Below are 25,699 nucleotides of genomic sequence, written 5' to 3'. Positions count from 1 at the left end.
CCTAAGTGGCCGCGGCGCCCGGCGATGGCAGTATCGCGGACGTGGCACACATCCATCCGCCGAAGATCGAGTACTTCGACCTGGACGCCAAGAGCAACACCGACCCCAAGGGGCAGCTGAGGAGGGTCGACGAGTTCCGGCTCACGCCGACCGGCCTCTACATGTTCCGGCCGCTCGCGGGGCATCCGAAGATCAGTCACTTCGAGAGCTGGTTCCTGCCGAAGCTCAACATCCGCGTGACGCGCCAGTCCTGGCACCCCGGTCACCAGCTGGACTTCGACTTCTACGTCGACGTCGTGGAGATCAACGCGATCGGCAGCGTCTGGAAAACGACCGATCTGTACCTCGACCTGATAGTCCGGACGGGCCGCAGCGTGACCGTTCTGGACACGGACGAGTTGATCTCCGCGGTGCAGCAGAACCTGATCTCCGCGGAGCGCGCGCAATGGGCTTTGGAAACCACCTACTCGGCGGTGTCCGGTATTTCAGCGCACGGTCACGATGTGGTCAGGTGGCTCACCTATTCGGGTTGTCCCACGACCTGGCGTTGATACACAGAGCGTGTTCGTCACCTGACCGTGACGTAACAAATCGATCCGGCGTGTAACTGCGAGCACATATTTGACTACGCTCGGCGGCGTGGGAGCGGTCACTACACCTCAGTTGGTCGATGTCGTCGACACCATTTCGGGCGTGCGCTCGTATTCGTCGGGCGGCTCGCGGACGCTCAGTTCGTGCTATCCCGAACGATGGGGTCTGCGAATCGAGCATCCCACTCCGGAAGACCCGTTCTCGGACTCCGAGGTCACCTGGCTGATGCCCGAACTGGGCCTGCGCCTGACCACCTACCGCCCGCGTTCGCGGCACGCGCGCAGCAGCCCGAGCGTGCTGTCCGCGGTGCGGGTCGAACGCGACCACCGCCACTGGCAGACCACCGACCTGCTGCTGGGCCTGGCCGTCCCCGGCGGCACCACGGCCCGCATCGTGCGCAGCGAGGACTTCGCCGCCGCGGTCGCGGGCCGCGTGCTGCGACCGGGCGACGCCGACCAGGCGCTGCGCACGGTCCACCGCACCCTCGAAGAGCTCAGCAACGTCAACCACAACCTGACGTCGTGGTTGACGTGGCACGGCATCTACGACTCCTGGCCGCCCCTGTAGGCCTCGACGCGCCCCACGGCCGCCTCCATCCACGGTTCCTTGGCCTCACCGTAGGCGAACCCGTTGGCGTCGGCCGCAAACCGTTGTGACAGCTCGAGCTTGAGATTCGCGTACTCCTCGCGGGCCTGCGCGTCGTGCCGCAGCCAGTCGCGGAAGTCGACCGCCCACCGCCAGTTCGGAGCACCTTCGACCCGCAGGTGCAGGTTCACGCGCCGCCCGGGGTCAGCCCCGGCGTGCAGCCGCTTGCTCCAGTCACCCTCGCCACGCGGCGTGTCCACGTACGGCCCGACGTACGGGAAACCGGCCTGGGCCAGCGCCTCTCGCAGATCGTCGGCGGTCTCCATGTCCTCGACGGCGAGCTGGAAGTCGAGCACGTCCTTGGCCGCGAGCCCCGGCACCGCCGTCGACCCGATGTGCTCGACGTGCCGCCCACCGGCCGCCACGCTGATCCGCCGCGCGATCCGCCGCGCCTGCGCCGGCCACCGCTCGTCGTAGGGCACGACGATCGGCGACCCGGACGCGTACGAGCCAGTGCGCACGTTCTTCTCGAAGCCCACCAGCCGATCCCACAGCGCCGTGACGTCCGGAACCTCGCCGCTGTTGTCCAGCCACACGTCCGCAACGGCCCGGCGCTGCTCGTCGGTGGCCTGCGCGGCAATCCGGTTCTCGGCGTCCCGCCGGTCCATCCCGCGGCTCGTGACCAGCCGCTCCAGCCGCGTGGCCGAGTCCGCGAAGACCACGATCACCAGGTGGTACACGGCCGCCATGTCCCGCTCCACCAGCAACGGGATGTCGTGCACCACGACGGCGTCCTCAGCGGCCTCGGACATCCGCTGCCCGGTGAGCGCGCCGATGCGCGGGTGCGTGATCCCGTTGAGCGTCTGCCGAGCCTCCTCGGTGGCGAACGCCTTGGCCGCCAGCGCCGCCCGGTCCAGCGTGCCGTCCGCGTTCAGCACGTCCTCACCGAACGCCTTGACGACCTCGGCAAGCCCGTCCGTGCCCGGCTCGAGCACCTCCCGCGCAAGCTTGTCCGCGTCGATGACAACGGCACCGTTCTCCGCCAGCAGCCGCGCGATCGTCGACTTGCCGGACCCGATTCCCCCGGTCAACCCCACCCTGAGCATGCCGGTCAGGTTAGCCGGACGCTCACACCGGCGGCGTCATCGACTGCACGGCCAGCACCGGCAGGATCGCGATGAGCTTCTCCTTCGGGATGAAGTTGTGACGGTTGCGCACCACGAACGTCGACTTCCCGAGCGACCCGATCAGCAACTGCTCGTCCGTGCCCTCGACCAACGTCCCCTTCTGCTTGCCGACGTCGACCTCGGTGATCTTCGCCCCCGCGGCCCGCTCGGCCTCGACGCTCTCATTGACGCGAGTACGAGCAGTCAGGTCGTCGGTGTAGGTGGACAGCCCGATGACGATCTTGGCGTCCGGCAGGTTCTTCTTCTCGGGAATCCCGTAGTAGCAATCGATCTTCCCGGTCCGCCCGATCCCCGGCTCCTTGATGCCGACGATGATCCGCGGCTCCCCGGGAAGCTCCTGCCCGAGCGTCGCGTTCATGACGTCGACGGGCACCACGAGCTCACAGTCGTCAGGCAAAGCCCGGTCCACCATCAACGGCACCCGCGAGGGAGTCGTGGACGGCGTGATCCTCGGAATCTGAGGTGGCGGCGCCTGAGTCTGCGGCGCGGGAGCCGAACAGGCGGCGCAGACCGCCAGCACACCCACACCCAGTGCCACGAAGATTTTGTTCCCACGCATAGGTTCGCCAACCTACACAACGAGGTTGAGCCTCCACCACAGAGTGAACGGCAAGCCGGATCAACGCGATGCCGAAGGCGAGCCGTCCTTCCACAAGGGCCAGGCGCACCCTCCAAGCAACCGGCGGCCGCCCAACGCAACGGGCGTGCCATCTACCTACGGGCGGCGTGGACCCCTGATCAGATCGCCGGGGTCTGGGGCAGAGTCCCAGGGGAAGCACGCAACGCAAGGTCGCCCCCCGCAAGCCGACCACCAACCCGCAAACGACAAAGGCCCCCACACCCAAAGGGGTGCGGGGGCCTTCGAAGGTCTAGCTAGCGACTCACATGCCGCCCGACAGCTTCTCGCGGAGCGCCGCGAGCTGCTCGTCGGAGGCGAGCGTGCCACCGGACTGAGCCGGCGCACCCACGGACGTGGAAGGAGCGTCGCCACCGGAGGTGTAGTTGCCCGCACCCTCGGCCGAAGCCTCTTCCTCGGCCTCGGCGGCCTTGCGGATCTGCTTCATGTGGGCCTCGTAACGAGTGTGCGCCTCGGCGTACTGGCGCTCCCACTCCTCACGCTGCTTGTCGAAGCCGTCCTGCCACTCCTGGGTCTCCGGGTCGAAGCCCTCGGGGTAGATGTAGTTGCCCTGGTCGTCGTACTCGGCGGCCATGCCGTACTGGGTCGGGTCGAACTCGGTGTCGACCGTGAAGCCCTCGTTGGCCTGCTTGAGCGACAGCGAGATGCGGCGACGGTCGAGGTCGATGTCGATGACCTTGACCATGACGTCGTCGCCGACCTGGACGACCTGCTCCGGGATCTCCACGTGGCGCTCGGCCAGCTCGGAGATGTGGACCAGGCCCTCGATGCCCTCGTCCACGCGGACGAACGCACCGAACGGAACCAGCTTGGTGACCTTGCCCGGCACGATCTGACCGATCGCGTGGGTGCGGGCGAACTGACGCCACGGGTCTTCCTGCGTCGCCTTGAGCGACAGCGACACGCGCTCGCGCTCCATGTCGACGTCGAGGACCTCGACGGTGACTTCCTGGCCGACCTCGACAACCTCGGACGGGTGGTCGATGTGCTTCCAGGACAGCTCCGACACGTGGACGAGACCGTCGACGCCACCCAGGTCCACGAAGGCACCGAAGTTGACGATCGAGGACACGACGCCCTTGCGGACCTGGCCCTTCTGCAGCTGGTTGAGGAACTCGCTGCGGACCTCGGACTGGGTCTGCTCGAGCCACGCGCGGCGGGACAGGACCACGTTGTTGCGGTTCTTGTCCAGCTCGATGATCTTCGCCTCGAGCTCACGGCCGACGTACGGCTGGAGGTCGCGGACGCGACGCATCTCGACGAGCGAGGCGGGGAGGAAGCCGCGGAGGCCGATGTCGAGGATGAGACCACCCTTGACGACCTCGATGACCGTGCCCTTGACGGGCTCGTCCTTCTCCTTGAGGGCTTCGATGGTGCCCCACGCGCGCTCGTACTGGGCGCGCTTCTTGGAGAGGATCAGACGGCCTTCCTTGTCCTCCTTCTGGAGAACAAGCGCCTCGACCTCGTCACCGACCTTGACGACCTCGTTGGGGTCGACGTCGTGCTTGATCGACAGTTCACGCGAGGGGATGACGCCCTCGGTCTTGTAGCCGATGTCGAGCAGGACCTCGTCCCGGTCGACCTTGACGATCGTGCCCTCAACGATGTCGCCATCGTTGAAGTACTTGATCGTCTTGTCGATAGCTGCGAGGAAGTCCTCCTCCGTCCCGATGTCGTTGATCGCGACCTGCTTGGGAGCAGCGGCAACGGGGGCGGTGGTGGTGTCGGTGGACATTAGGTAGGTGGCTCCGGTACGGATTGGCATTGATTGGCTGGTAGTGGTGCGCGCGCAGCGACACAGCGACCTGGAATCCCGCGGTTCTGGATCATGGGCAGCACTAACCCACTACGCACGCGATATCGTACGCGGCCGCGAGACGCGCAAGCAAACCAGCCCCCATGTGAAGGAGCAGTGTGTCCAACCAGCACGCGAGCGCGGAGCAAGCGCTCGGCACCACAGGCATCGTCAAGCGCGGGGCGGACGCCGCCGAGTCGCGCGTGGCGAACCGGATCTGGTGGGACGCGGACGCCGACGACTACCACGAGACGCACGGCGAGTTCCTCGGTGCGGCGGACTTCGTGTGGTGCCCGGAGGGCCTGCGCGAGTCCGACGCCCGGTTCCTGGGTGAGGTCGCTGGTCGGCGCATCCTGGAGGTGGGCTGCGGCAGTGCGATGTGCGCCCGCTGGCTCAAGGACAACAAGGCCGACGTCACCGCCTTCGACATCTCCGCGGGCATGCTCCGCCACGCCCGCAGGAACAACGCCGAGACCGGCATCGACGTGCCGCTCGTCCAGGCCAGCGCGGACCAGCTGCCGTTCCGCGACGACTCCTTCGACGCCGCCTGCAGCGCGTTCGGCGCCGTGCCGTTCGTGGCGGACGTGCGGGAGGTCTTCAGCGAGGTCGCCCGCGTGCTCAGGCCCGGCGCGCCCTGGGTGTTCGCGGTCAACCACCCGATGAGGTGGATCTTCCCCGACGACCCCGGCCCGCTCGGTCTCACCGTCACGCAGTCGTACTTCGACCGCACGCCCTATGTAGAGGTGGACGACGAGGGCAAGGCGACCTACGTCGAGCACCACCGCACGCTCGGCGACTACGTCCGGGCGCTCACGAACACCGGTTTCGTGCTCGAGGACCTGGTCGAGCCCGAGTGGCCGAAGGGCCACACCCGCAACTGGGGCCAGTGGAGCCCGCTGCGCGGCAAGCTCTTCCCCGGCACCGCGATCTTCCGGACCCGCCTGACGTCGTAATCTCACGTGCCATGACCTCGGCACGCGGACTAGTGGCGGCCCAGTCAGCCCGTTTCGCCTCACTGGACCCGTTGCTCCCGCCCGCCACCGAACCGCCCGCGGACCGCCACGTCATCACGGCGGCGCTGGCGGACGGCACGCGCGTGGCCGCGGTCATCAGCCACCAGAGCTTCGAACCGCACACGACCACGCGGCTGTGGTCGGCCGCCGAGGTCTGGGAGATGGTGCCGCTCGTCGGCGAGTCCCAGGGCATGGACGCGCTGCTCACCCGCTTCCGGCGGTACCTCGACACGCAGGAAGTGCACGAGGACACGGCGTGCGTCGTGCACTGGCCGAGCCGTGACACGAAGGCCGCACGGGCGTTCCTCGACCACGGGCTCGTACCGCTGTCCGTGCTCGCCGTGCGCCTGCGGACTCCGGCACAGCACGTCTCGCGCACGCTCACGATGCGCCGTGCGACCCCGCACGACCTGGAGACCGTGCTGGAGCTGTCGCTCGCCGAGCTGGAGTACTCCTCCTACGTCGGCTCGACGATCGTGCGCCCGAACGCCGCCCAGGTGAAACGCCGTGCGCTGATCGAGCGCCTCAAGAACGCGAGCCCCATCTGGCTCGCCGAACGCGACGGCATCGCGGTGGCGCTCGCCGAGTGCGCGATCGTGTCGTCCGAGCCCGGTACGCCCGCGGCGGCGAGGCTGCCCCGCGGCCGCTGGGGTTACGTGAACTGCGTCTCGGTCCTGCCGGGGGCGCGCGGTGCCGGCATCGGCCAGCAGCTCCTCGCTTACGCCCACCAGGAACTTCACCGGATGGGCACGGTCGGCACGTACCTCTACTACAACCCGCCGAACCCTCTGAGCAGCGTCTTCTGGCCTCGCCAGGGCTACCGGCCGCTGTGGACCGTCTGGGAAGTACGCCCCGCCGCCGCCCTTAGGTGACCTATGTCCGAGTTGCAGGGCGCCGACGTCTGCGAGAGAATTTGTACTGACCGGTCAGTTTAAACGGAAGGTAAAGCCGTGGAGATCCGCGCCAGTCGCGCAGGCGTCAACGGGGGCCATGGTCCCCTGCTCCGGCCGACTTCGCTGACCGTGAAGCCCGGCGAGCTGACCCTGGTCGCGGGCGAGCCCGGCACCGGTCACACGGCGTTCGGCCTGCTGCTCTCCGGCCGCATGAAGCCCTCGACGGGCACCGTGTCCCCGGACGCGAAGACGCTGCGCAAGCGCGTCGTCCTGATCGACGCCCCCGAGGTGAACGAACCGGAGGAGGCGCTGAGCCTGTCCGCCGTCGTCGGCGAGGAGCTCGCGATGAACGGCATGCCGTCCGGCAAGAAGGCGGTGCACGACTGGTTGGTGGAGCACGCCGCCGATGAGCACGCGGACAAGCGCTTCGAGCACGTGCCGGCGCGGACGCGGTGCGCGGTGCTGCTCGAACTGGCCGCGTCCCGTCCCGGCGTGACGGCGCTCGTCCTCGACTGCCCCGACCGCTACCACCCCGACCCGCGCGAGTGGCTCGCACTGGCCCACGACCACGTGACCCCCGAACGGTCGGTCGTGGTCCTGTGCTCGAACTCCTCCGCCCACATCCTCGACATCCCGCACGCGCGCCTTGGTGAGGACAACGACACCAAGATGGAGATCACCGCATGAGCGCCCTTCGCATGGCCTTCAACGAGCTCCGCCGGGTCACCTCCGGCAAGCTCCCCAAGCTCGCCGTCCTGGCTCTGGCGCTCGTGCCCCTGCTGTACGCGTCGCTGTACCTGTACGCCAACAAGGACCCGTACGCGAACCTCAACCACGTCCCCGCCGCGCTGGTCGTGAAGGACAAGGGCGCCAAGGACCTCAACGCCGGCAAGGACGTCGCGGACGAGCTGCTCACCGGCAAGAAGTTCAACTGGAAGGTCGTCGACGACGCCGACGAGGGCGTGCGCAAGGGCGAGTACATCTTCGCGCTCACGCTGCCGGAGGACTTCTCCGAGGCGCTCACGTCCGCGGAGCAGAACAAGCCGCGCCAGGGCGTGCTGACCCTGACGACCAACGACGCCAACAACTACCTGGGCAGCACGATCGCGAACCAGGTCGTCAGCGAGGTGCGCCGGGCCGTCACGGCGAAGGTCTCCACCGAGGCCGCCGACAGGCTGCTGCTCGGCTTCTCCACGATCCGCCAGGAGACCACCAAGGCCGCCGACGGCGCCACGCAGCTCGCGGACGGCAGCACGACGCTGCGCGACAAGCTCGGAGAGCTCGACAGCGGCGTCCAGCAGCTCTCCACGGGTGCGGTGACGGCGGCCAACGGCGCCGCGCAGCTCCGCGACGGCACGCACGAACTCCGTTCGCAGACCGCACCACTGCCCGACGGTGCCAAGAAGATCGCCGACGGCGCGCGTCAGGTCGCCACGGGCAACGAGACCGCCGCGACCCAGGCCGAGGAGTACGCGAAGAAGGCGCAGGCACTCGTCGGCGTGCTCGACCAGGCCAACGGCGACATCGCGAACCGCTTGCGCGCCTTGGGTTTCACCGAGGAACAGGTGCAGCGCGTGCTGACCACGATCGGTCAGGTGCGCCAGCCGGTCGACGACGCCAACGGCAAGGTCCAGGGCGCCGCGGGTGATCTCCGCAAGCTCGCGACCGGCGCGGACCAGGTGGCCGACGGCGCCGAGCAGCTCTCGTCCAAGATGCCGGGGCTGGTCGCCGGCGTCGTCAAGCTCGACGACGGCGCGACCAAGCTCGCCGACGGCAACGCCCAGCTGCGCGACGGCCTGCAGAAGGCGGCCACCGGCACGCCGCAGCTCAAGGACGGCGCCGCGAAGCTCGCCGACGGATCGGCGCAGCTGCGCGACGGCCTGACCGGTGGCGTGAACAAGATCCCGAACCAGGACGACCCGACGCGGGCGGCCATCGCGCAGGCGATCGGCGACCCGGTCGCGGTGCGCGGCCTGTCCCAGACGAAGGCCGCCACGTACGGCGCCGGCCTCGCCCCGTTCTTCCTGGGCCTGGCGACGTGGATCGGCGCGTTCGTGCTGTTCCTGCTGCTGCGCCCGCTCTCACGCCGTGCGCTCGCCGCCGGTCAGTCGGCGCTGAGGGTCGCGGTGGGCGGTTGGCTACCGGGTGCGTTGCTCGGCATCGTGCAGGTGCTCGTGATGTTCACGGTCGTGCGGTTCGTGGTGGACATCGAGCCGTCGAACCCCGTCGGCACGTTCGGGTTCCTCGTGCTGATGTCGCTGACGTTCGTGGCGATCCTGCACGCGCTGAACGCCGCGTTCGGCGCCGTCGGCAAGTTCCTCGGCCTGATCCTGCTGATCCTCCAGCTGGTCAGCGCGGGTGGCACGTTCCCGTGGCAGACGATCCCGGTGCCGCTGTACCCGCTGCACTACGGCCTGCCGATGGGGTACGCGGTCGACGGCCTGCGGCACCTGATGTACGGCGGTGACCTCGGCAGCGTCGGAAAGGACGCCCTGATCCTTCTCGCCTGGCTGGTCGGAGCCCTAGCCTTGGCGTCCGTGGCGGCCTACAAGCAGCGCGTGTGGACAGCGTCCAAGCTGAAGCCGGAGCTCGTGCTGTGAGCGCGCGGACGACGGCGACGAAGCAGAAGCTCTTCGACGCGGCGTTGAAGCTGGTCGGCGAACGGGGCGCGGCCTCGGTGACGGTCGACGAGATAGCCGCGGAGGCGGGCGTCGCCAAGGGCACGATCTACTACAACTTCGCCTCGAAGGACGCCCTGGTCGAAGCGCTGCTGCACCACGGGGTGGAGATCCTCGCGGGTCGGCTGCGGTCCGCGGAGGGGTCCGAGGACTCGCTCGAGGCGCTGGTCGACCAGATGCTCGGCTTCTGGGCCGAGTACCCGGCGTTCGGCCAGCTCCTCGTCTCGGAGCTGTGGCGCACGCCGGGCCAGTGGCACGGCACTCTCTCGTTGCTGCGCGACGACATCGTCTCGATCGTGCGCGGTCAGATGAAGCGCCTGGCCGACGCGGGACGCCTGCCCGAAGGGGTCGAGGTCGGCACCGCGTCGGCGGCGTTGTTCGGCACGTTGCTCGTGATCGCGCTGGACTGGCAGGTGTTCCAGCCGGAGCGGTCACGGGCGGAGGTGCGCGAGTCGGTCATGCTGCTGGTGCGGGGGATGCGCTCGGCGCGTTAGAGCTGGGCAATCGTCTCGGCCGTTGCAGCGCGGAGACCTGGGCGATCACGACGACGAGCGCCTCGGCGAAGTCGGCCGGCATCATCGCGAGGAACGCGTACTGCCAGGCCTGATCCACGGGCTGGGCACCCGCTGCTCGAACGTCCTGTCGTGTTGCGCCACGTCGGGTCCACTCGACGCGTCCGCCACCTGCCTGCCGTCGCACAGCCCGATGGCCATGGCGTTGTCAGAGGCGTGCCGGCCTCATCCCGAACGCGACCGCGGTGGCGGCATCAGCAGCGGCACGATCAGTCCCACTTCGCCTCGCCCGTGCTCAGACGGTGTCGATGCACGATCGAGCGACGCGTTCGACCAAGCAGTGCCCTGTGCCCGCCGGTACGAACGAAGACATGCCGAAACTGCTGAACATCGCCGCTGCCCTGCTGGCGACCATCGCCCTCACGGCCTCCCCGGCGCTGGCCGAGCCCGAGGCGGTGCAGGCCACCGCAGACTTCCAGGAGGCGCTGTTCAGCCCTGTCGACGGCGTGCTCGACCTCGAGGAGACAGCCGAGGGCGTCAAGGTCACCGGCAAGTTCCTGAAGGGCTTCGCCTCGGACGTGCCGTCGGACTACCAGCTGGTGGTCCTCGACGGCGCGGAGGTGCTGCTGGACTTCAGCAAGGACTTCCACCAGGTCGCCGAGATCGAGGCGGCCGAGGTCGCGGAGTTCGAGTTCGTCACGGAGACCGAGCAGAGGATCGCGGACATCCGCAACGAGGACGTGGTCGTCCGCCAGCTCGTGGAGGTGGCGGCCGGCGTCAAGGTGCAGGCGGAGATCGGCCGGGCCGAGATCGTGAAGACCGAGGTCCGGTAGGCGTCAGAGGGCGTCCTCGTGGTGCAGCGAGGGCGCCCGTCCCTCCAGTCCTCGTTCGACGGCCTGCAGCACCGCACGGTTCGTGCGCAGCGTGGCGTCGTGAGCGAAGTGACCGAGCAACACCTGCTGCGTCGGGTGCGGGAGCACGGGGTCAGGTACGGGCGCGGACGTGTGCACCTCCACCACCGGCGCTCCCTCTGCGAGAAGGTGCCGCACGGCGTTGAGGACGCTCACGCGATAGCTGTCGTGCACCCACGCCACCAGCAGGTTCACCAGGTGGCCGTCGAGCTCGTACTCGACCTCCGCCGCGAGCTTGGCGGGCTGGGCCCAGTCGGCCCTCACCCACGTCGGCCGGTGTCCCCTGGAGATCGACGCCCGCGCCGCCCGTCCGGGCCCGTCGTCGGCCATCAGCGGTTGTGTGCGCGACGGCAGCACGACCCGCCATCCGCGTGCCACGAGTTGGCCCGCGCAGCCGGCCAGCATGCCTGTGCCTCCGAGCACCAGCGCCGTTCTCACCGAGCACGCTCCTCCCCGACCGAGGCGAGCGGTCCCGAGAGCCACCGCTCGACCTGCCCCTGCCCGCGCAGCCGCACGACCACCACGTCGTCGACCAGGGCGAGCACCCTGGCACGGTTGCGCAGGTAGCTCTTCCAGCCCCACCGCAGGATGTGCCCGGGGTCGGTGAACGCCGACCACAGCGACGACTCCCGGTTACCGTTCCACAACTCCACGCCCGCCGCGCGACGTCTGACCGTGCGACTCACCAGCCGTCCCATCACGACCGGGAACCGGTGGTCGAGCCACACCACGGTGTCCGCCCTGGCGAGCAACGCGGGCCGCGCCGCCTTGTACTGGTACTCGGTGACCCAGTGGTCCTCCTGCGCGAACGCGGCGACCTCCGCGAAGAACTGCGGCCGCGGCGTCCACTGTGGACCCCAGTAGAGGCTGTCGAGCTCGACCCGCCGCAGGTCGTGCTGCTCGGCGATGCGCCGGCACAGCGTCGACTTGCCGGATCCGGCGTTGCCGGCGACGAGGATGCGCCGGGGCACGTGCGGCAGCGGATCAGCTGGTCCGAGCAACGGCATCGGGTCAGGCTAGCGAAACCCGATGATCAGGACACGGGCGCGGAGCGAACCCGGAAAAGCCCGAAGGGCCCCCGGAAATCCGGAGGCCCTTCGGGGTGAAACAACGTCAGAGAGCGGTGACGTTCGTCGCCTGCGGGCCCTTCTGGCCCTGCGTGATGTCGAACGAGACCTTCTGGTTCTCCTCGAGGCTGCGGTAGCCGCCGCCGTTGAGGGCCGAGTAGTGGACGAAGACGTCAGCGCCGCCGTCCTCGGGGGCGATGAAGCCGAAGCCCTTTTCAGCGTTGAACCACTTGACGGTGCCGTTTGCCATGTACTGCTTCTCCTTGATTACTGAAGAGCGAGCCGCACTGTGCAGCCGCTCCGTGGTTGGTCATGAGCCTTGCCCCAACCGTGAAGAAGGAGAAGCACTCGCAACTGAAGTTTGGCGAGCGTGAAAGACACGAACACGAAACTGCAACCAACGAAGAACTATACCCCAACTCAGCCGCGTTTGCGCTGAGGTACCGCGAACCGCTGCTGCATGAGCGAGATGCGCAGGACGAGGAAGCACGCGAGCCCGCCCGCGCCGATCGCGCACAGCGTCGACAAGGTGGAGAACACCACGTAGAAGGGGGTGTCGAGCAGCAGCGACTCGAACACGTCGCCCAGCACCATGGCGAGGAACGCGTACTGCCAGGGCTTGATCAGCGGGCTCGCCACGCGCTGGGCGAACGGCACCTCGCGCTGCGCCGGGTCGCTCGCCTTCCACACCTGCGAGACCGTCCGCACGCCGTGCAGCGCGATCGCCTCGGCGTTGTGGGTCACACCGCGGAACCACACGATGGACGCCACGCCCGCGGGCACCACCAGCATGATGGCGAGGAAGCTCCACGACGACGAGCCGCCCCGCCAGTCGTTGATCGTGCCCCAGATCGACTCGACGACGACCAGCGCGATCAGGCCCGTGCTGACGTAACCGGTGACCCGGACGTCCTTCAGGTCGATGTAGGTGTCCAACGCAACTCTCCCCGAACGCGGCGACCTGCGCGGCAGACTACCGCCCGAATCCGCAGCCCAGCTCCGTGAAAGTCGCGATCTTCTCGGCCGCCCGCACGACGAGCTCGTCGATGCCGTCGAGCACCACCCGTTCCCCGACGCGGCGGGCGGGCAGCAGCGGCACGTCGGCCTTGCCGCACTGCTCGGCGATCGACGTGAACGCCCGCGCGGCGGCCAGTGGGGCGACCAGGGGCTCGCCGGTCTGCCGGTGCCGGATGAGGTTCTCCAGCAGATCGGCCGACCGTGCCACGGCCATGCGGTGGTCGTTGACCGTCAGCCTGTCGTCGTCGTACCACCACACTGCTTGCCCGAGCGTTCCGTGCACCAGGACGACCGGTGGCAACGATGTCGTGGCACAGAGAGTGGTGGCGACCACGACCGGCGGCGCGCCATCAGCCGTGACTCGGACACAGGCCGTGTCGTCCGCACTGATCGTGTCGCGGCACCGGTACAGCTCCAGTTCGACGGCGATGTCGGCTCGTTCCTCGACATCGGCGAGCAGCAGCGCGTTCTGCAGTGCGTGCGCGAACGGGTTGACGAGCGCCCCGTCCTCACCCTGCCGCCCCGCCCACTCGGAGCGCTCGTAGTAGGAGTCCGAGCGCACCCAGCGCCCGGCGGCGCCGATGCCGGTGATGTCGCCGAGCGCGCCGGAGCCGATCAACGAGCAGAGCCGCCGGTACGAGCCCGTGCCCTGGGCCTGGAAACCGACCTGGCACACCAGGCCGCGATCCGACGCCATCGCGGAGATCTCGTCGAAGTCGGTCACCGACAGCACCGCCGGCTTCTCGACGAGCACGTCGCAGCCCAGTTCGAACGCCGTCAGCACGAGATCGCGGTGCGTCGAGGGCGGCGAGGAGACCACGACGACCTCGGGGTGCAGCTCGGCCGCCAGCGACGGCAGGTCGGGGTAGGACGGCACCGGCACGTCGACGTCCGCGACGTCGACCACCCCGACGAACGTGGCGAGCCCGTCGTGGCCCAGCCGGACCAGGTTCTCCACGTGCCGCGCCCCATGTCCCCGAGCACCGACCAGCGCAACACGCATCGCTCTCACCCTTCTAGGGCGGACTCCGCCACCAACGCGGCCACCAGCATCGGGCGAGGTGCCGGTAATTTCAATGCGCCGCGCCAACCAAGACTCGTTTGCGACAGCATCCCGGCACCCAGCGGCGCCAAAGCGTCAACACAGCCACCCGAACGGGCAATGGCGCCGGGAGCACGATGACCGCTATCGGAGGTCGATGACGTCGGCGACGCGGACCGCCTGCCCGGTCTCGAAGCTGCGGTTGGCGGCGAACCCGGTCAGCAGGGAGAGCACGCCGTCGTGGTGCGTCGCCTTGCGTCCTAGCGGATCCTCTTGCCCAGGGGGTCCGTACAGCGCGTCCACCATGCGCTGGTCCGCGCCACCGTGCCCGTCCCGGTCGTACTCCAGCGGGATGTCCTGCCGCTCCTCGAACAGCCGTTGCACCGACAGCTTCGCCCATCCCTGCTCCGGGTTGGCGCTGACGCCGTGCACCGACGGGTCCTGGCCCGACACCCAGGAGTTCTCGACGACCTCCAGTTCGAGACGGCCCCTGCTGCCGTTGACCATCAGCCGGTAGCCCTCCCACGGCGAGTAGGCCGTGAGGTGGTAGGTCAGGTTCGCACCGCTGGCGTAGCGGACGAGCACCGACATGTCGTCCTCAATGGACACACCAGGCTCGAACGGGTTCTGGTCGCGGCGATAGCCGTCCTCGTGCCGTGCGTCGACGTAGAGCTTCTTGAGCCAGGCGTTCTGCTCCAGCTCGATGTCGAACCTGCTGTCGTGCGTGTAACCGTGACGCTCGCCGTTCTCGTTGCCGTAGAAGAACAACCGGCCTTGTGCGTACACGGTTTCGGGAACCGAGCCGACCCACCAGTTGAGCAGGTCGAAGTGATGGGTCGCCTTGTGGACCATGAGACCACCGGAGTTGGCCTTGTCGCGGTGCCAGCGGCGGAAGTAGTCGGCGCCGTGCCTGGTGTCCAGCAACCATTCGAAGTGGACGGACCCGATCTCGCCGACAGCACCGTCCGCGAGCAGCGCGCGCACCTTCTCGTGGATCGGGTTGTAACGGTAGTTGAAGGTGACCGTGACGCTGCCTTCGTTGCGGTGCACCGTGTCCAGGATCTTGCCGGCCGACGGGACGTCCGTCGTCATCGGCTTCTCCGTCACGACGTCACGACCGGCGTCCAACGCCTCGATGATGTACGTGTCGTGGAAACGGTCGACGGTGGTCACCACCACCACGTCGACCCGTTGCTCGTCGAGCATCTTCAGGAAGCCCCGGGCGTCGTACGTGGGGACCGGCTCGACCCCCAGTTCCGCGAGGCGGTCGTTGTGGACGTCCATCCTGGTCCGGTTCACGTCGGCGAACGCCACGAGCTCGCAGGTGTCCGCGTGTTCGACCGCGATGGCGTGGACGTGCCGCTCCGCCCGCGAGCCCGTGCCGACCACCGCGTACCGCCTGCGCGCCATCCCCGGCCTCCTCTGCAAACGCTCTCCCCAACGCTAGCCGCACCGGCCCTGAGCTCGTCAAGATGAGGTCATGCCGACTCCTGTGGTGCTCGACTGCGACCCCGGCCACGACGACGCGATCGCGATCCTGCTCGCGGCCGGCTCACCCGAGATCGACCTGCGCGCGATCACCACCGTGGCCGCGAACCAGACGCTGGACAAGGTCACCGCGAACGCCCAGCGGATCTGCTCCGCCGCCAGCATTGCGGTGCCGATCGCGCGCGGGTGCGCACAACCGTTGGTGCGGCCGCTGTACGTGGCGGAAGACATCCACGGAGAGTCCGGAATGGACGGCCCGGCGTTCGGCCCGGTGACCGTCGACGTGGTCGGGGAGCACGCCATCGACGTGATGCACGCCCACATGCCGGCGACGCTGGTGGCCACCGGCGCGTTGACGAACGTGGCGATGTACCTGCGGCGGTACGGGCCTGCCGCGGTGCGCGAGATCGTGCTCATGGGCGGGTCGACCGAGCGCGGCAACACCACGCCGTACGCGGAGTTCAACATCTACGTCGACCCGGAGGCGGCCGCGATCGTCTTCGGCAGCGGGGTGCCGATCACGATGATCGGCTTGAACGTGACGCACCAGGCGTTGGTGACGCCGGAAGTCGTGGCTCAGTTGAACGCCCTGGGGCCGCTCGGGCGGACGTGCGGGGAGTTGATGACGTTCTTCGCGGCGACCTACCGCGGCGTGTTCGGGTTCGCGGCACCACCGCTGCACGACCCGGTGGCGGTGGCCCGGGTGATCGATCCTACGCTGGTGACCTGCGTCGAGGCGTTCGTGGGGATCGAGACGACGGGGACGTTCACCCGCGGCGCGACGGTCGTGGACCTGCACGGCAGGCTCGGCCGGGAGCCGAACGCGCGGGTCGCCGTCGGGCTGGACGTGGACCGGTTCTTCGCCCTGGTGGTCGATGCCGTGTCCCAGCTCACGTAACAACGTTGACGGTCCGGCGATGATAGGCCCAGGGGGACTTCCTTGGGGGAATCATGACCAATCCTGTTTTCGATCCGCAGCAGTCTGCGGACACCACCGTGCAGCAGCAGGACAGCGCGCCTGCCGGGCCGGAGTTCGAGGTGTACACGCCTCCCGCGTTCGCGCCGCCGCTGCAGCAGCAGCCCGTCGCGCCCGCACCCGTGCCGACGAAGCCGAAGAAGACCGGCATCGTCGTGTTGTCGTTGTTCGTCGTGCTGCTCTTCGGCGCGGGCGGCGCGTTCGGCGTGCTCTTCTTCCAGGAGAAGGACCGCTCCGCCGACCTGTCGAAGCAGGTCGAGGGCAAGGACCTCGAGATCGCGGACCTCACCAAGAAGGCCAAGAACAGCGCGGAGGACACCGACCGGGCGGTGGCCGCGCAGAAGAAGGCCGAGGCCGACGTGGTGAGTTCGCAGAAGTGCAAGGACGCGGCGAAGGAGATCAAGTCCGCGCTCGTCGCCAACGACGAGACGAAGGGCGAGGCGGCGATCAAGAGCCTGCTCGTCGAGTGCTGATCTGAGCTCAGACGAAACGGGGCGGCGACTCATCAGAGTCGCCGCCCCGTTCAGTTCGTCCAGATCAGGACACGGACTTGTCGCTGAGCTGGGCCCACTGGCTCCAGCCCGCCTTCTCCTTGTGGAAGCGGCGGATCAGCTTGCCGTCTTCGGTGCGGGCGAAGACCTCGACGGTCTTCGTCTGCGCGTGGTACATCGCGGTCGGCGCCTGGGAGACCCTGGTGGTGCCCAGCTTGGCCCACGGGGACCAGCCGCCGTCGGTCGCGCGGGAGTGCTCGACGATGCCGCCCTCACCGAGCTGCACGACGTCGATGGACCCGGTCGTGGAGTTGAAGACCGCCGACGGCGCGCCGGTGCCCTTGCCGCCCAACGACTTCCAGACGCCCGCCGCGTACTGCTCGACGCTGCCGGACTCGGTGCGCACGAAGACCTGGTCGACGGCGACGCTCGGGTCGCTGACGATCTTCTTGTCGCCCTGGTCCGCCCAGGTGCCGCCGTCCCACTTCACGAGCTTGCCGTCGGCGGAACGCGCGTAGACGTCCTTGTCTGCGACGGCGGGGTTGCCCTCGATCTTGCGGTCGCCGACCGGCGCCCACTTGTCGGTGAAGCGGAGCAGGAGGCCGTCCGTGCCGCGGGCGAGGACCTCGACGGCCTTCGTCTTGTCGTTCCAGAACAGCGTGGGCTCGCCGGCGACGGCCGTGTCGCCGAGCGCGAGCCACTTGCCGTCGACGCGGCGGTAGATCTTGTCGTCCGTGCCGCGCGCGAACACCTCGACGATCTTCGTCTGCGGGTTCATCAGCGCGACCGGCTCGCCGGCGAAGAGCTCGGGGCCGAGCTGCTGCCAGCCGTTCCAGCGGCTCGTCTTGTGGAAGTTCGTGACGATCGTGCCGTCGGTGGCGCGCGCGAAGATCTCGAGCTGCTGCCGGCCGGTGTTCGAGATCTGCGGGCCGGCGCTGACGACGAGCTTGTCCGTCACCGGCGTCTCGCTGCCGGTGCCGCCACCGCTACCGGCTTCGAGGATGTTGTTGTAGCGCAGGGGCACGTACTTGCGAGCAGTGCTGGCACTCCACACGCGCTGCACGGGCCTGCTGCCGTCCGGCCCGGCCTGCTCGCGCACGATGGGCCGCGTCTTGCTCGCGTCCGCCCAGCCGATGAACAGCGCGACGTGGTTCTCGCGGTCGTTGAGCGCATCGCCGGGACGGAGGTCCTCCCAGTCGATGCGGTGCGCGACCTGCTCGAGGATGTGCGTGGTGTAGGAGATGCGCAGGCCCCAGGCCATCGAGACGAAGCCGGAGCAGTCGGTGCGGTAGGCGCCGTACTTGTTGCCGAAGCAGTCGCTCTGGCTGTAGGGCACACGGGCGCTGATCCACGTCCGGGAGCGCGCCAGGACCTCGCTGCGCGTGATCTTGGAATTGGTCTCGTACGTCCCGCAGATCACCCCGCCCTCGGCAGCGGCGACCGCGACGTCCGGCATGGCCAGCGTCGAGCCGAACGTGATGGCCGCCGCGGCGACCGCCAACATCCCCCACGATCTCATGCCGGTCACCGTAGCAAGGCGATGTGAAGTTTTGGTCCGGTCGAACGTCCTGTGTTCCGACCGTCTTCGGCTTGTCGGCGCCATTCACACCGTCAACCGTGAACGCGCGGACACCGAACGTGACTCGTGTGGACGATCGTCGAGCTTCGTCGCACACCGGGACCGGATCCCTACCGCAGGCTCTGGACGAGGTCGGCGTCGCTGATCTCGGCGGTGACCCAGGCCAGCGGGTAGCTCAGTTCGATCGTGTCGGCCTCCCTGATCAGCCGTACACCGGGAAGCACCTTGCGCACGAGCGCGAGCATCGCGCGGTTGTCGGGCAGGACGTTGCCGTGCAGTTCGGCGACGCCCATCCGGGCCGCGACCGACGTCAGCTCCTCCAGCAGGAGACGGCCGACGCCGCGGCGCTGCCACAGGTCGATCACGGCGACCGCGATCTCCGCGCCGCACCCGCCGGTCTTGATGACCCGCGCGATGCCGATCGGATCGCCGCCGACCGTCGCGCACACGGCCGCGTGCCGTTCGCCGTCCACGTCGGTCAGCACCCGGCGCGCGGACGCGGTCAGCCGGGGCGTCGGCGAGTGGAACCGCAGGTAGCGGCTTCGCGCGGACAGTCCTTCGAACACCGCGTCGACAGCTTCCGGCGCGGTGTCGCGGTTGAGCTCGGTGACGCGCATGAGGATCGACCCCTCTGAGTTCGGAATCCGAACTGTAGCTGAGTTCGAAAATCGAACGCAAGGGATATCCTTGGTTCATGCCGTACTCGAGTTTCGCGAGCATGCCCTGCACGCTGAGCCGCCCCGCGGCGTTGCTGGGCGAGCGCTGGACGCTGCTGCTGCTCCGACAGATCTTCCTGGGCACCCGCCGCTTCGAGGACTTCCAGGCGACGATGGACATCTCGCGGAGCGTCCTGACCGATCGCCTGAACGTGCTGCTGCAGGAGAACGTGCTCAAGCGCGTGCCCTATCACGAGGATGGCCGCACACGGCACGAGTACCGCCTCACGGAGAAGGGGCGCGACCTCTATCCCGTGCTGATGGCGCTGCGGACGTGGGGCGAGAAGTGGATGGCTCCGGAAGAAGAGGAGTCGTTCCACCTGCACCACCGCGACTGCGGCGGAGGCGTGCGGGCGAAGGTGGAGTGCACCGAGTGCGCCGCCGAACTGACCGCGCGCGACGTGCAGGTGACGGCCAAGCAGTGAACTTGTACTGACAACTGCGTGCAGCTCGACTACTTCTCGCACTACCTGCAGGAAGGCACGCAGCGCGGCGCGGTCAGCGTGTCGTTCGACGGCGGCCCCGGAGCAGGTCGTCCGGACCCACAACTCGGACGGCCTCGCCCAGCAGGTCTCGCTGACCGTCGCCGTCCCGGCGGGCGCCCGCACGGCGCGCGTCTCCTGGTCAGGCAACGGCACGCTTGAGGGTGCGGAGAACCGGAACTCCCCCACTCCGTCGAGGACTCCGGCGCACTCGGTCTGGTACCGGTAGAGATCGCCGCTGCCGCGACAGGTCACGCCGGCGACCAGGTTCGCCGGGCCTGTCGTGGCGGCGGCGAAGTACACCTCGGGGTGGGTGGCCAGGGCGGCTCCGGCCACGGCGAGGTGCCGCGGCTGGACGCGCATCCACAGCCTGGCCTGCACGGCGAAGCCGACCTGGGCCGGGTCGGCGTCCAGTTGCAGCTCGAGCGCCCCGGTTCTGTTGCTCATCGAGAGGCGTGGCTACCGCAGCGAGTCGAGGTGCCTGCGCAGCAACGACACCGTGAGCTCCGGCGTCATCCGGTCAGGGTGCAGCACCCCGTCCACGGTGAGACCGTTGAGCAACGACGCGAGCCGTTCGGACTCCAGGTCGAGGTCGTGCGTGGCCGCGACGGTCCCGGCCTCGGTCATCACGGTCAGTGCGCGGCGGCAGAGCATGCGCAGGCCGTCGTAGATCCGTTCGGCGTGCGGCACGAGCGACGGCCGGGTGCGTGCGGCGGTGACGAATGCCAGCCACAGCACGGCTTCGTCGCGGCGGCGCTCGTCGAGCGGGAGCAGCTCGGAAAGCACGCGTTCGGCTGGCCTGCGCGGGTCACTGCGGTCCCGCAAGGCCTGCACGTGGGTGAAGACGCGCTGGTCCACCGAGTGGATGAGAGCCTCGACGGCGAAGACGATCATGTCGTCGTGGCTGTCGAAGTAGTGGCGGATCGAACCGATCGCGAGGCCCGCCTCCTCCGCCACGTTGCGCAGCGAAGCCTGTTCCACGCCGTCGCGCACCACTACGCGGAACACCGCCTCGGCGACGGCTTGGCGGCGGACGGCGGGATCCACGACTCTCGGTGACACCTCCCTTTTGTAGCATGACCCTGCTAGTTTAAGTAGCATGGTCATGCTACTTAGGGGGAAATGATGACATATCTGCTGATCGCGGCCGGTGTGCTGTACGTGCTCGTGCGCCGGTTCAGGGGAGAACCGCTCAACGCCGGGGACCTGTTGGCACCGCCGGCGTTCCTGCTGTTCCTCGGTATCCGCGCGGTCGACGAGTTCCACCTGATCTACCTGCTCCCGCTCGCCGCGGGCTTCGCGTTCGGCGCGCTCCGGGGGATGACGATCAAGCTGTTCGAGCGCGACGGCCACCTGTGGCAGCGGTACACGCCGTGGACCTTGCTCGTGTGGGTGATGTCGATCGGCGCGAGCTTCGGCTTCGTGGTGCTGCTCGACCACCACGCGCCGACGCAAGTCTCCATCGGCGTGAGCATGCTCGGCGAACTGTGCGCCGTGGGCGCGAAGGCGTTGCGCACCGGCCTGCCGTTCGCGCCGGAACGGGTGTCCAATGGCAGGCATGGAACGTCGTGACTTCCTCGTGGGGGCAGGGCTGCTCGCCGTCGCACCGGCCGCGTCGTCAGCCGCGCAGGGAGTGGACTGGGGTGCGGTGCGCCGCGAGTTCCGGCTGGACCAGGGCCTGACCAACCTGGGGCTGTTCTACCTCGCGTCGAACCCGCGCGAGGTGCGGGACGCGGTCGAGGAGTTCAAGCGCAGACTCGACGCCAACTCGCACGACCTGATGCCCGAGCAGGCGCAGGAGGTCGCCGTCGCGCTCGGGCAGTACGTCGGTGGCGCCGCGGACGACATCGCGTTCGTGCCCAACACCACCATGGGGCTCTCGATCGTCTACGGCGGCCTGAAGCTGCGGCCGGACCAGGAGGTGCTGCTCAGCGACCAGGACCACGCGTGGCACCAGCAGGCGGCCAGGCTCGCGGCGGCGCGGATGGGCGCGAGGGTCAGGATCGGCACGCTGTACGAGAACCCGGCGAAGGCCACCGAGGACGAGATCGCGACGCGGCTGCGGAACTCGATCACACCGCGGACCCGTGCCGTCGGCATCACGTGGGTGCAGTCGAGCACGGGCCTGCGCATGCCGGTGCGAGCCTGCGCGCAGGTCGTGGCCGAGGCCAACAAGGGCCGCAAACAGGAAGACCGCTGTCTCCTCGTCGTAGACGGGGTGCACGGACTGGCAGCCGTGCACGACGACGCGGCGCGCATGGGCGCGGACGTGTTCGTCGCCGGCACGCACAAGTGGTTGTTCGGACCGCGTGGCACCGGCATGGTGTGGGTGAATCCCGAGGTGCGCGGCGAGATCGTGCCGATGCTGCCGAGCCTGAGCGACCGCAGCGAGACGGCGTTGCTCGGCCCCGGCGGCTTCCACGCGTTCGAGCAGTACTTCGGGGTGCAGGCGGCGGTGCGGTTCCACCAACGCCTCGGCCGCGACCGCGTGGCGTCCCGGATCGCCGAGCTGTCCGGGCGGTTCTCCGACGGGCTGGCCGAGATCCCCGGCGTCGTCGTGCACACACCACGTGACCCGGCGACGTCCGCGGGCATGGTGTGCTTCGACGTCACCGGCCACACCGGCCCCGAGGTCGTGGAGCTGCTGGCGCGCAAGCAGATCCAGATCACCACGGCGGCCTACCGGATCCCGTACGCGCGAGTCGGGACGTCGATCCTCAACACACCGGAGGAGATCGACCGGACGGTGCGGGAGATCAGCGCCCTGGCGCGCTGATGCGGGGCAACTCGGCCGTTCCCGGTGGTTCGAGCTGCACGCTGGTGTTCTCCATCCTCACCTGAGGCTGGTTCATCGCGTCGTGCGCGAACCACCCTCCTCCGAGAACGAGCACGAGCAGCCCCGCCGCGATGAACGGCGTGGTCGGGATCCGCTTCTCCTGCTCAGCCTGACGCGGCAGCGGCACCTCGACGGTGGACTGCTCGGCGGGTTCGGGTTCCAGCTGCCTGGCTTCGAGATACGCACCCGTCGCGGCCGCACCGTCCGGGGCCCTCATCACCGGAACGTGCAGCCGTTCCGTGATCTCCCTTGCCACCAACGGAATCCGCGAGGACCCGCCCACGAGCAGGATGACGTCGGGCAGGCACAGCCCCGCCACGCGTTCCAGCGCGTCGATCACCATCTCGACCGACGGCCGGACGACGGCCTCGAACTCCAGCCTGCTCAACCTGACCTCGCGCACCTCGCCGTTCGTTGCGACGTAGGGAATCCGCACCTCCGGATAGCTGCCCAGCAGTTCCTTCGCCTCGACGCAGCTCCGCACGAGCTCCCGGCTGTGCGTGCCGATCTTCGCGATCACGTGCTCCGCCACCAGCTCGTCCAGGTCGAAGCCGCCGACCTCCACCCGTTCCGGCTGCCCGGCCAGCAACAGCACGCCCTGCTTGCGCAGCACCGTGACATCGCATCCAGTGGCACCGAAGTCGAACACCGCCACCGTGCTGTGCTCGGGCATCCGCACGTCGGTGTCGAACGCGATGGCGGCGGCGTGCGGCGCGGGCACGAACAACACATCCGCGCGCCCCTCGTTGATGAGGCTCTGGCGCAGCTGCTCGAGATGCTCGTGCGGCCAGCACAGCGGATGCGTCATCGCGACGCGGCTCGGCGGCTCCCCGTGCCGGTGCGTGAGATCGTCGAGGACGTACGCGATCTCCTTGGCGTGAGCCTGCTGACGGCGGCTGCTGGTCGTGACGCCACTGCTGGTGGCGACGGTGGTGCCTGCGGATCCGAGATCGAGCCCAACCTGGTACGACATTGCGGGTCACCCCTCACTGCGGACACCCACCACACGTCGTCTCAGCTCGTACGGTTCAGTTCTTCTCGCCTCCGGTGCGCAGGCGGGGCATCAACGCGTCCAGTTGCTCGCTCACCTCGGCGAGGAGGTCGGCGCCCCAGACGCACAACGAGTCCTCGTGGTGCCGCCCGAAACTGCCGAACCGCAGGTCGTACGGCGCGTTGATGGCCTGGTCACCGTTGCCGACCACGGGCTCGTCCCACTCCGGCCGGCCGATGCCGCCGACGCGGCGCAGGTCGCCCGCGATCCCGATGTGCCGGGGATCGGCCCAGCAGATCAGCTCATCCGGTTTCGCACGCGTGGCGAGGCCACGCCTGACCACGTTCGTCACGGCCTCCTCCGCGCTGGACGCGTTGCCCCAGGTCACCGAGTCCTCTGGTTCGACGTCGAACTTCTGCCGGAAGCGGTCCAGGAGGTCCCGGTACTCGACGGCACCGATCGGCCTGATCGGCCGGGTCGTGCGCGGCTCTCCCTCCGGAGCCCAGCGGAACGTGCGGATCGCCGTCAGCTCGCTGAACCCGTTCCGCGCCAGGAGATCACACACCTCGCGGGTTCCCTCGGCGAGCAGGTACAGCTGGGCTCTTGTCCGGTTCGGCGCCATGGCCTGTGGCAACGGGCCGAACTCGGCGTGTGCGCCGGTCATGCCGAACTCGATGAACCTGTCACCGATCTCCTCGCTCCACCAGAAGACGCCGGCGGGTTCCCGGACGCACCAGGTGACGCCGCCCGCCGCGTCCTCCCAGAACCGTTGCAGTGCAGGCGTCGCGAGCCGGATCTCGTCGGCCTCCTGCTTGTCCGGCCAGTGCATGCTCTCCGGCAGTTCGTGCGTCGACAGCGCGCGATCACGTCCGGTGAACATGACGTGGGTGGGCTCGTCCTCGGTGAACCCCGCCTCGATCAGAAGCTCTGCGAGCCCGTGCGCGGCGAGGTGCCGGTGGATCCGCCACTCGACGTGCTCGATCCGTTCCGCCGCAATGCTCGCCTGGCGTGCGACCAACGCCTTCAGGTCGCCCGTGACGGCGTCGGCGTGCTGGATCGTCACGTGCGTGCCGTGGTGGTGACGAACGAGTGGGCCGTCACGCTCGGTGAAAGCACCGCACGGCGTTCGGCGGAGTCTGCGCTCGTCGTAGTCGTGGATCATCGGCCGACCAGTTGCCTCGCGAGCTGATCGGCCTGGTCCGCGGTGAACCGGCCGGTGATCTGCGTGGTGCCACCGGTGATCGGCGACTGGATCCTCGGCGCGCTGAGCACCCGTCCGTTGATCAGCATCGCGACCTGGTTCCCCACGTTGGCGGTGGTGAAGTCGCTCCAGGTGCGTGCTCCCCCGTCGTCGAACTCGACCGTCACCACGTGGCCGTCGCCGTACTCGCTGGGACTGGCCTTGGCCTTGACGACGCGGTCACCGTCGAGGAAGACCGGGCCGAGGTCGTACTTGGCCCCTTCGGCGTCGCAGGTCACCAGCGGGGCGGCCACGTCGTCGTTGCCGGCGAGCGGGTCCGGGGCGGCGCAGTCCAGCGTGCCGAGCGCCAGCTCGCGGACGGTGGCGTCCGGGCTCTGCCGGGTCGCCCGCACCGTCTGGACGGCCGGGTCGCCGGCCACGCTGCGGGGCACGGGGTGAGCGGACGACGGGGAGGACGACGGGGCCGACCCCGGCGTGATGCTCTCGACCTTGCGGAAGGTCAGCTTGCCCGTGAGCCACGCTTCCTCCTTCGGCTCACCCTGCTGGGTGGGCGTGCAGGCGGCGACGGCAAGAAGCAGCAGCACCACGGCAAGGATCTTCATACCGTTGACATACCACGCGGCTACCGCCTGCATCTGGCGAATTACAGCGCCATCAGCCGTTCCGCCGCGTCTCTCGCACCGTCCGTACGCACCTGCACGGCGGTCTTGGCTGCCTGCTCCCAGTGCCCGCCGCCGCGGCCGTCGCGGTCCTGGGCGTCCTCGGCGAGCTTCAGGCCGGCCAGTCCGAAATGGACCGGTTGCTCGCCTGCGTCCAGGAACGATTCCAGGTCCGGACTGAACGGGCGGTGGTCGTCGATCAGCCCGGCGCCGGTCTGGACGACAGCACCGGGTCAGCGGCGAGCCACGGCGCGTCGCCGAAGATGTGGTCGCGGAACTGTTCCCTGACCGACTCCTCGGCCACCCTGCGCAGCCCTCAGCCCGCCCGAGCACTCGGCTCGGACGGGCTGAT

The 25,699-nt window shown here is 68.8% G+C and carries 28 protein-coding genes; 13 read left to right on the top strand and 15 right to left on the bottom strand.

What is annotated here, in order from left to right:
* The first annotated feature begins 41 nt into the window (after positions 1-41).
* Positions 42-551 carry a DUF402 domain-containing protein gene (locus tag AB0M48_RS26815; RefSeq protein WP_363846939.1) on the top strand — a complete coding sequence of 170 codons (510 nt, stop codon included), beginning with the start codon at positions 42-44 and terminating at the stop codon, positions 549-551.
* 142 nt (positions 552-693) lie between these two features.
* Positions 694-1,158 carry a hypothetical protein gene (locus AB0M48_RS26810; protein WP_245983218.1) on the top strand — a complete coding sequence of 155 codons (465 nt, stop codon included), beginning with the start codon at positions 694-696 and terminating at the stop codon, positions 1,156-1,158.
* On the opposite strand, the gene coaE is transcribed toward AB0M48_RS26810, so the two are convergent.
* The 3 genes from coaE to rpsA all read right to left on the bottom strand — a co-directional run bounded on the left by coaE (position 1,134) and on the right by rpsA (position 4,735).
* Complete coding sequence (coaE, locus tag AB0M48_RS26805; protein WP_363846937.1) at positions 1,134-2,282, bottom strand: dephospho-CoA kinase; 1,149 nt, start codon at positions 2,280-2,282, stop codon at positions 1,134-1,136. The two genes, AB0M48_RS26810 and coaE, sit on opposite strands and share 25 nt — an antisense overlap.
* Positions 2,283-2,304: 22 nt before the next feature.
* A complete protein-coding gene (locus tag AB0M48_RS26800; protein WP_363846935.1) occupies positions 2,305-2,922 on the bottom strand; it encodes a hypothetical protein in 618 nt (205 codons plus the stop codon).
* A 322-nt stretch (positions 2,923-3,244) separates the two neighbouring features.
* Positions 3,245-4,735 (bottom strand): 30S ribosomal protein S1, encoded by a 1,491-nt coding sequence (gene rpsA, locus AB0M48_RS26795; RefSeq protein WP_053737214.1) that lies wholly within the window; start codon positions 4,733-4,735, stop codon positions 3,245-3,247.
* A 179-nt stretch (positions 4,736-4,914) separates the two neighbouring features.
* On the opposite strand from rpsA, the gene AB0M48_RS26790 reads away from it, so the two are divergent.
* From AB0M48_RS26790 to AB0M48_RS26765, 6 genes are all read left to right on the top strand, one after another.
* Positions 4,915-5,748: a class I SAM-dependent methyltransferase gene (locus AB0M48_RS26790; RefSeq protein WP_363846932.1), complete on the top strand. Its 834-nt coding sequence runs from the start codon at positions 4,915-4,917 to the stop codon at positions 5,746-5,748.
* An 11-nt stretch (positions 5,749-5,759) separates the two neighbouring features.
* Positions 5,760-6,680, top strand: coding sequence for a GNAT family N-acetyltransferase (locus AB0M48_RS26785; RefSeq protein WP_363846930.1), 921 nt, complete (start codon positions 5,760-5,762; stop codon positions 6,678-6,680).
* Between the two features lie 78 nt (positions 6,681-6,758).
* A complete protein-coding gene (locus AB0M48_RS26780; RefSeq protein WP_363846928.1) occupies positions 6,759-7,388 on the top strand; it encodes a hypothetical protein in 630 nt (209 codons plus the stop codon).
* Positions 7,385-9,301 (top strand): YhgE/Pip domain-containing protein, encoded by a 1,917-nt coding sequence (locus AB0M48_RS26775; protein WP_363846926.1) that lies wholly within the window; start codon positions 7,385-7,387, stop codon positions 9,299-9,301. Before AB0M48_RS26780 ends, AB0M48_RS26775 begins: the two co-directional genes overlap by 4 nt.
* Positions 9,298-9,873: a TetR/AcrR family transcriptional regulator gene (locus tag AB0M48_RS26770; protein ID WP_363846924.1), complete on the top strand. Its 576-nt coding sequence runs from the start codon at positions 9,298-9,300 to the stop codon at positions 9,871-9,873. Before AB0M48_RS26775 ends, AB0M48_RS26770 begins: the two co-directional genes overlap by 4 nt.
* A gap of 389 nt (positions 9,874-10,262) precedes the next feature.
* The gene (locus AB0M48_RS26765; protein WP_363846922.1) at positions 10,263-10,724 is read left to right on the top strand and encodes a hypothetical protein; all 462 of its coding nucleotides are present in this window, start codon (positions 10,263-10,265) and stop codon (positions 10,722-10,724) included.
* A 3-nt stretch (positions 10,725-10,727) separates the two neighbouring features.
* On the opposite strand, the gene AB0M48_RS26760 is transcribed toward AB0M48_RS26765, so the two are convergent.
* The 6 genes from AB0M48_RS26760 to AB0M48_RS26735 form a co-directional block, all read right to left on the bottom strand.
* Positions 10,728-11,240 carry a hypothetical protein gene (locus AB0M48_RS26760; protein ID WP_363846920.1) on the bottom strand — a complete coding sequence of 171 codons (513 nt, stop codon included), beginning with the start codon at positions 11,238-11,240 and terminating at the stop codon, positions 10,728-10,730.
* Complete coding sequence (locus AB0M48_RS26755; RefSeq protein WP_363846918.1) at positions 11,237-11,809, bottom strand: AAA family ATPase; 573 nt, start codon at positions 11,807-11,809, stop codon at positions 11,237-11,239. The genes AB0M48_RS26760 and AB0M48_RS26755 overlap by 4 nt, the downstream gene beginning before the upstream one ends.
* 106 nt (positions 11,810-11,915) lie before the next feature.
* Entirely contained in the window at positions 11,916-12,119 is a 204-nt protein-coding gene (locus tag AB0M48_RS26750; RefSeq protein ID WP_030476842.1) for a cold-shock protein, read from the bottom strand.
* Positions 12,120-12,289: 170 nt separating this feature from the next.
* Positions 12,290-12,805 (bottom strand): hypothetical protein, encoded by a 516-nt coding sequence (locus AB0M48_RS26745; protein ID WP_363846915.1) that lies wholly within the window; start codon positions 12,803-12,805, stop codon positions 12,290-12,292.
* Between the two features lie 37 nt (positions 12,806-12,842).
* Complete coding sequence (locus AB0M48_RS26740; RefSeq protein ID WP_363846913.1) at positions 12,843-13,889, bottom strand: Gfo/Idh/MocA family oxidoreductase; 1,047 nt, start codon at positions 13,887-13,889, stop codon at positions 12,843-12,845.
* Positions 13,890-14,072: 183 nt separating this feature from the next.
* Positions 14,073-15,338 (bottom strand): Gfo/Idh/MocA family oxidoreductase, encoded by a 1,266-nt coding sequence (locus AB0M48_RS26735; RefSeq protein ID WP_363846911.1) that lies wholly within the window; start codon positions 15,336-15,338, stop codon positions 14,073-14,075.
* A gap of 70 nt (positions 15,339-15,408) precedes the next feature.
* Here AB0M48_RS26735 and AB0M48_RS26730 point away from each other — a divergent pair, with 70 nt between their 5' ends.
* Both AB0M48_RS26730 and AB0M48_RS26725 read left to right on the top strand, forming a co-directional pair.
* Positions 15,409-16,314 carry a nucleoside hydrolase gene (locus AB0M48_RS26730; RefSeq protein WP_363846909.1) on the top strand — a complete coding sequence of 302 codons (906 nt, stop codon included), beginning with the start codon at positions 15,409-15,411 and terminating at the stop codon, positions 16,312-16,314.
* Between the two features lie 53 nt (positions 16,315-16,367).
* Positions 16,368-16,865 carry a hypothetical protein gene (locus AB0M48_RS26725; RefSeq protein ID WP_363846907.1) on the top strand — a complete coding sequence of 166 codons (498 nt, stop codon included), beginning with the start codon at positions 16,368-16,370 and terminating at the stop codon, positions 16,863-16,865.
* A 64-nt stretch (positions 16,866-16,929) separates the two neighbouring features.
* On the opposite strand, the gene AB0M48_RS26720 is transcribed toward AB0M48_RS26725, so the two are convergent.
* Positions 16,930-18,402, bottom strand: coding sequence for a hypothetical protein (locus AB0M48_RS26720; RefSeq protein WP_363846905.1), 1,473 nt, complete (start codon positions 18,400-18,402; stop codon positions 16,930-16,932).
* Positions 18,403-18,572: 170 nt separating this feature from the next.
* Complete coding sequence (locus AB0M48_RS26715; protein ID WP_363846903.1) at positions 18,573-19,079, bottom strand: GNAT family N-acetyltransferase; 507 nt, start codon at positions 19,077-19,079, stop codon at positions 18,573-18,575.
* A 77-nt stretch (positions 19,080-19,156) separates the two neighbouring features.
* On the opposite strand from AB0M48_RS26715, the gene AB0M48_RS26710 reads away from it, so the two are divergent.
* Positions 19,157-19,603: a helix-turn-helix domain-containing protein gene (locus AB0M48_RS26710; protein WP_266041747.1), complete on the top strand. Its 447-nt coding sequence runs from the start codon at positions 19,157-19,159 to the stop codon at positions 19,601-19,603.
* A 516-nt stretch (positions 19,604-20,119) separates the two neighbouring features.
* Here the strand turns inward: AB0M48_RS26710 and AB0M48_RS26705 are convergent.
* Positions 20,120-20,722: a TetR family transcriptional regulator C-terminal domain-containing protein gene (locus AB0M48_RS26705; RefSeq protein ID WP_363846901.1), complete on the bottom strand. Its 603-nt coding sequence runs from the start codon at positions 20,720-20,722 to the stop codon at positions 20,120-20,122.
* A 63-nt stretch (positions 20,723-20,785) separates the two neighbouring features.
* On the opposite strand from AB0M48_RS26705, the gene AB0M48_RS26700 reads away from it, so the two are divergent.
* Both AB0M48_RS26700 and AB0M48_RS26695 read left to right on the top strand, forming a co-directional pair.
* On the top strand, positions 20,786-21,232 hold the full coding sequence (locus tag AB0M48_RS26700; RefSeq protein ID WP_363846899.1) for a DUF1453 domain-containing protein: 447 nt from the start codon (positions 20,786-20,788) through the stop codon (positions 21,230-21,232).
* Positions 21,219-22,436: an aminotransferase class V-fold PLP-dependent enzyme gene (locus tag AB0M48_RS26695; RefSeq protein ID WP_363846897.1), complete on the top strand. Its 1,218-nt coding sequence runs from the start codon at positions 21,219-21,221 to the stop codon at positions 22,434-22,436. Before AB0M48_RS26700 ends, AB0M48_RS26695 begins: the two co-directional genes overlap by 14 nt.
* On the opposite strand, the gene AB0M48_RS26690 is transcribed toward AB0M48_RS26695, so the two are convergent.
* The 3 genes from AB0M48_RS26690 to AB0M48_RS26680 are packed head-to-tail and all read right to left on the bottom strand — an operon-like array spanning position 22,417 to position 25,290.
* Complete coding sequence (locus AB0M48_RS26690) at positions 22,417-23,469, bottom strand: Hsp70 family protein (protein ID WP_363846895.1); 1,053 nt, start codon at positions 23,467-23,469, stop codon at positions 22,417-22,419. The two genes, AB0M48_RS26695 and AB0M48_RS26690, sit on opposite strands and share 20 nt — an antisense overlap.
* Positions 23,470-23,524: 55 nt before the next feature.
* Positions 23,525-24,649, bottom strand: a complete 1,125-nt coding sequence (locus AB0M48_RS26685; protein WP_363846893.1) for a DUF2716 domain-containing protein — start codon at positions 24,647-24,649, stop codon at positions 23,525-23,527.
* A complete protein-coding gene (locus AB0M48_RS26680) occupies positions 24,646-25,290 on the bottom strand; it encodes a precorrin-3B C(17)-methyltransferase (RefSeq protein ID WP_363846891.1) in 645 nt (214 codons plus the stop codon). The genes AB0M48_RS26685 and AB0M48_RS26680 overlap by 4 nt, the downstream gene beginning before the upstream one ends.
* Between the last annotated feature and the right edge of the window lie 409 nt (positions 25,291-25,699).

Source organism: Lentzea sp. NPDC051208 (genome assembly GCF_040682435.1).
GTDB classification, from domain to species: Bacteria; Actinomycetota; Actinomycetes; order Mycobacteriales; family Pseudonocardiaceae; genus Lentzea; species Lentzea kristufekii.
This window is presented reverse-complemented; position numbering and strand designations above follow the sequence as displayed.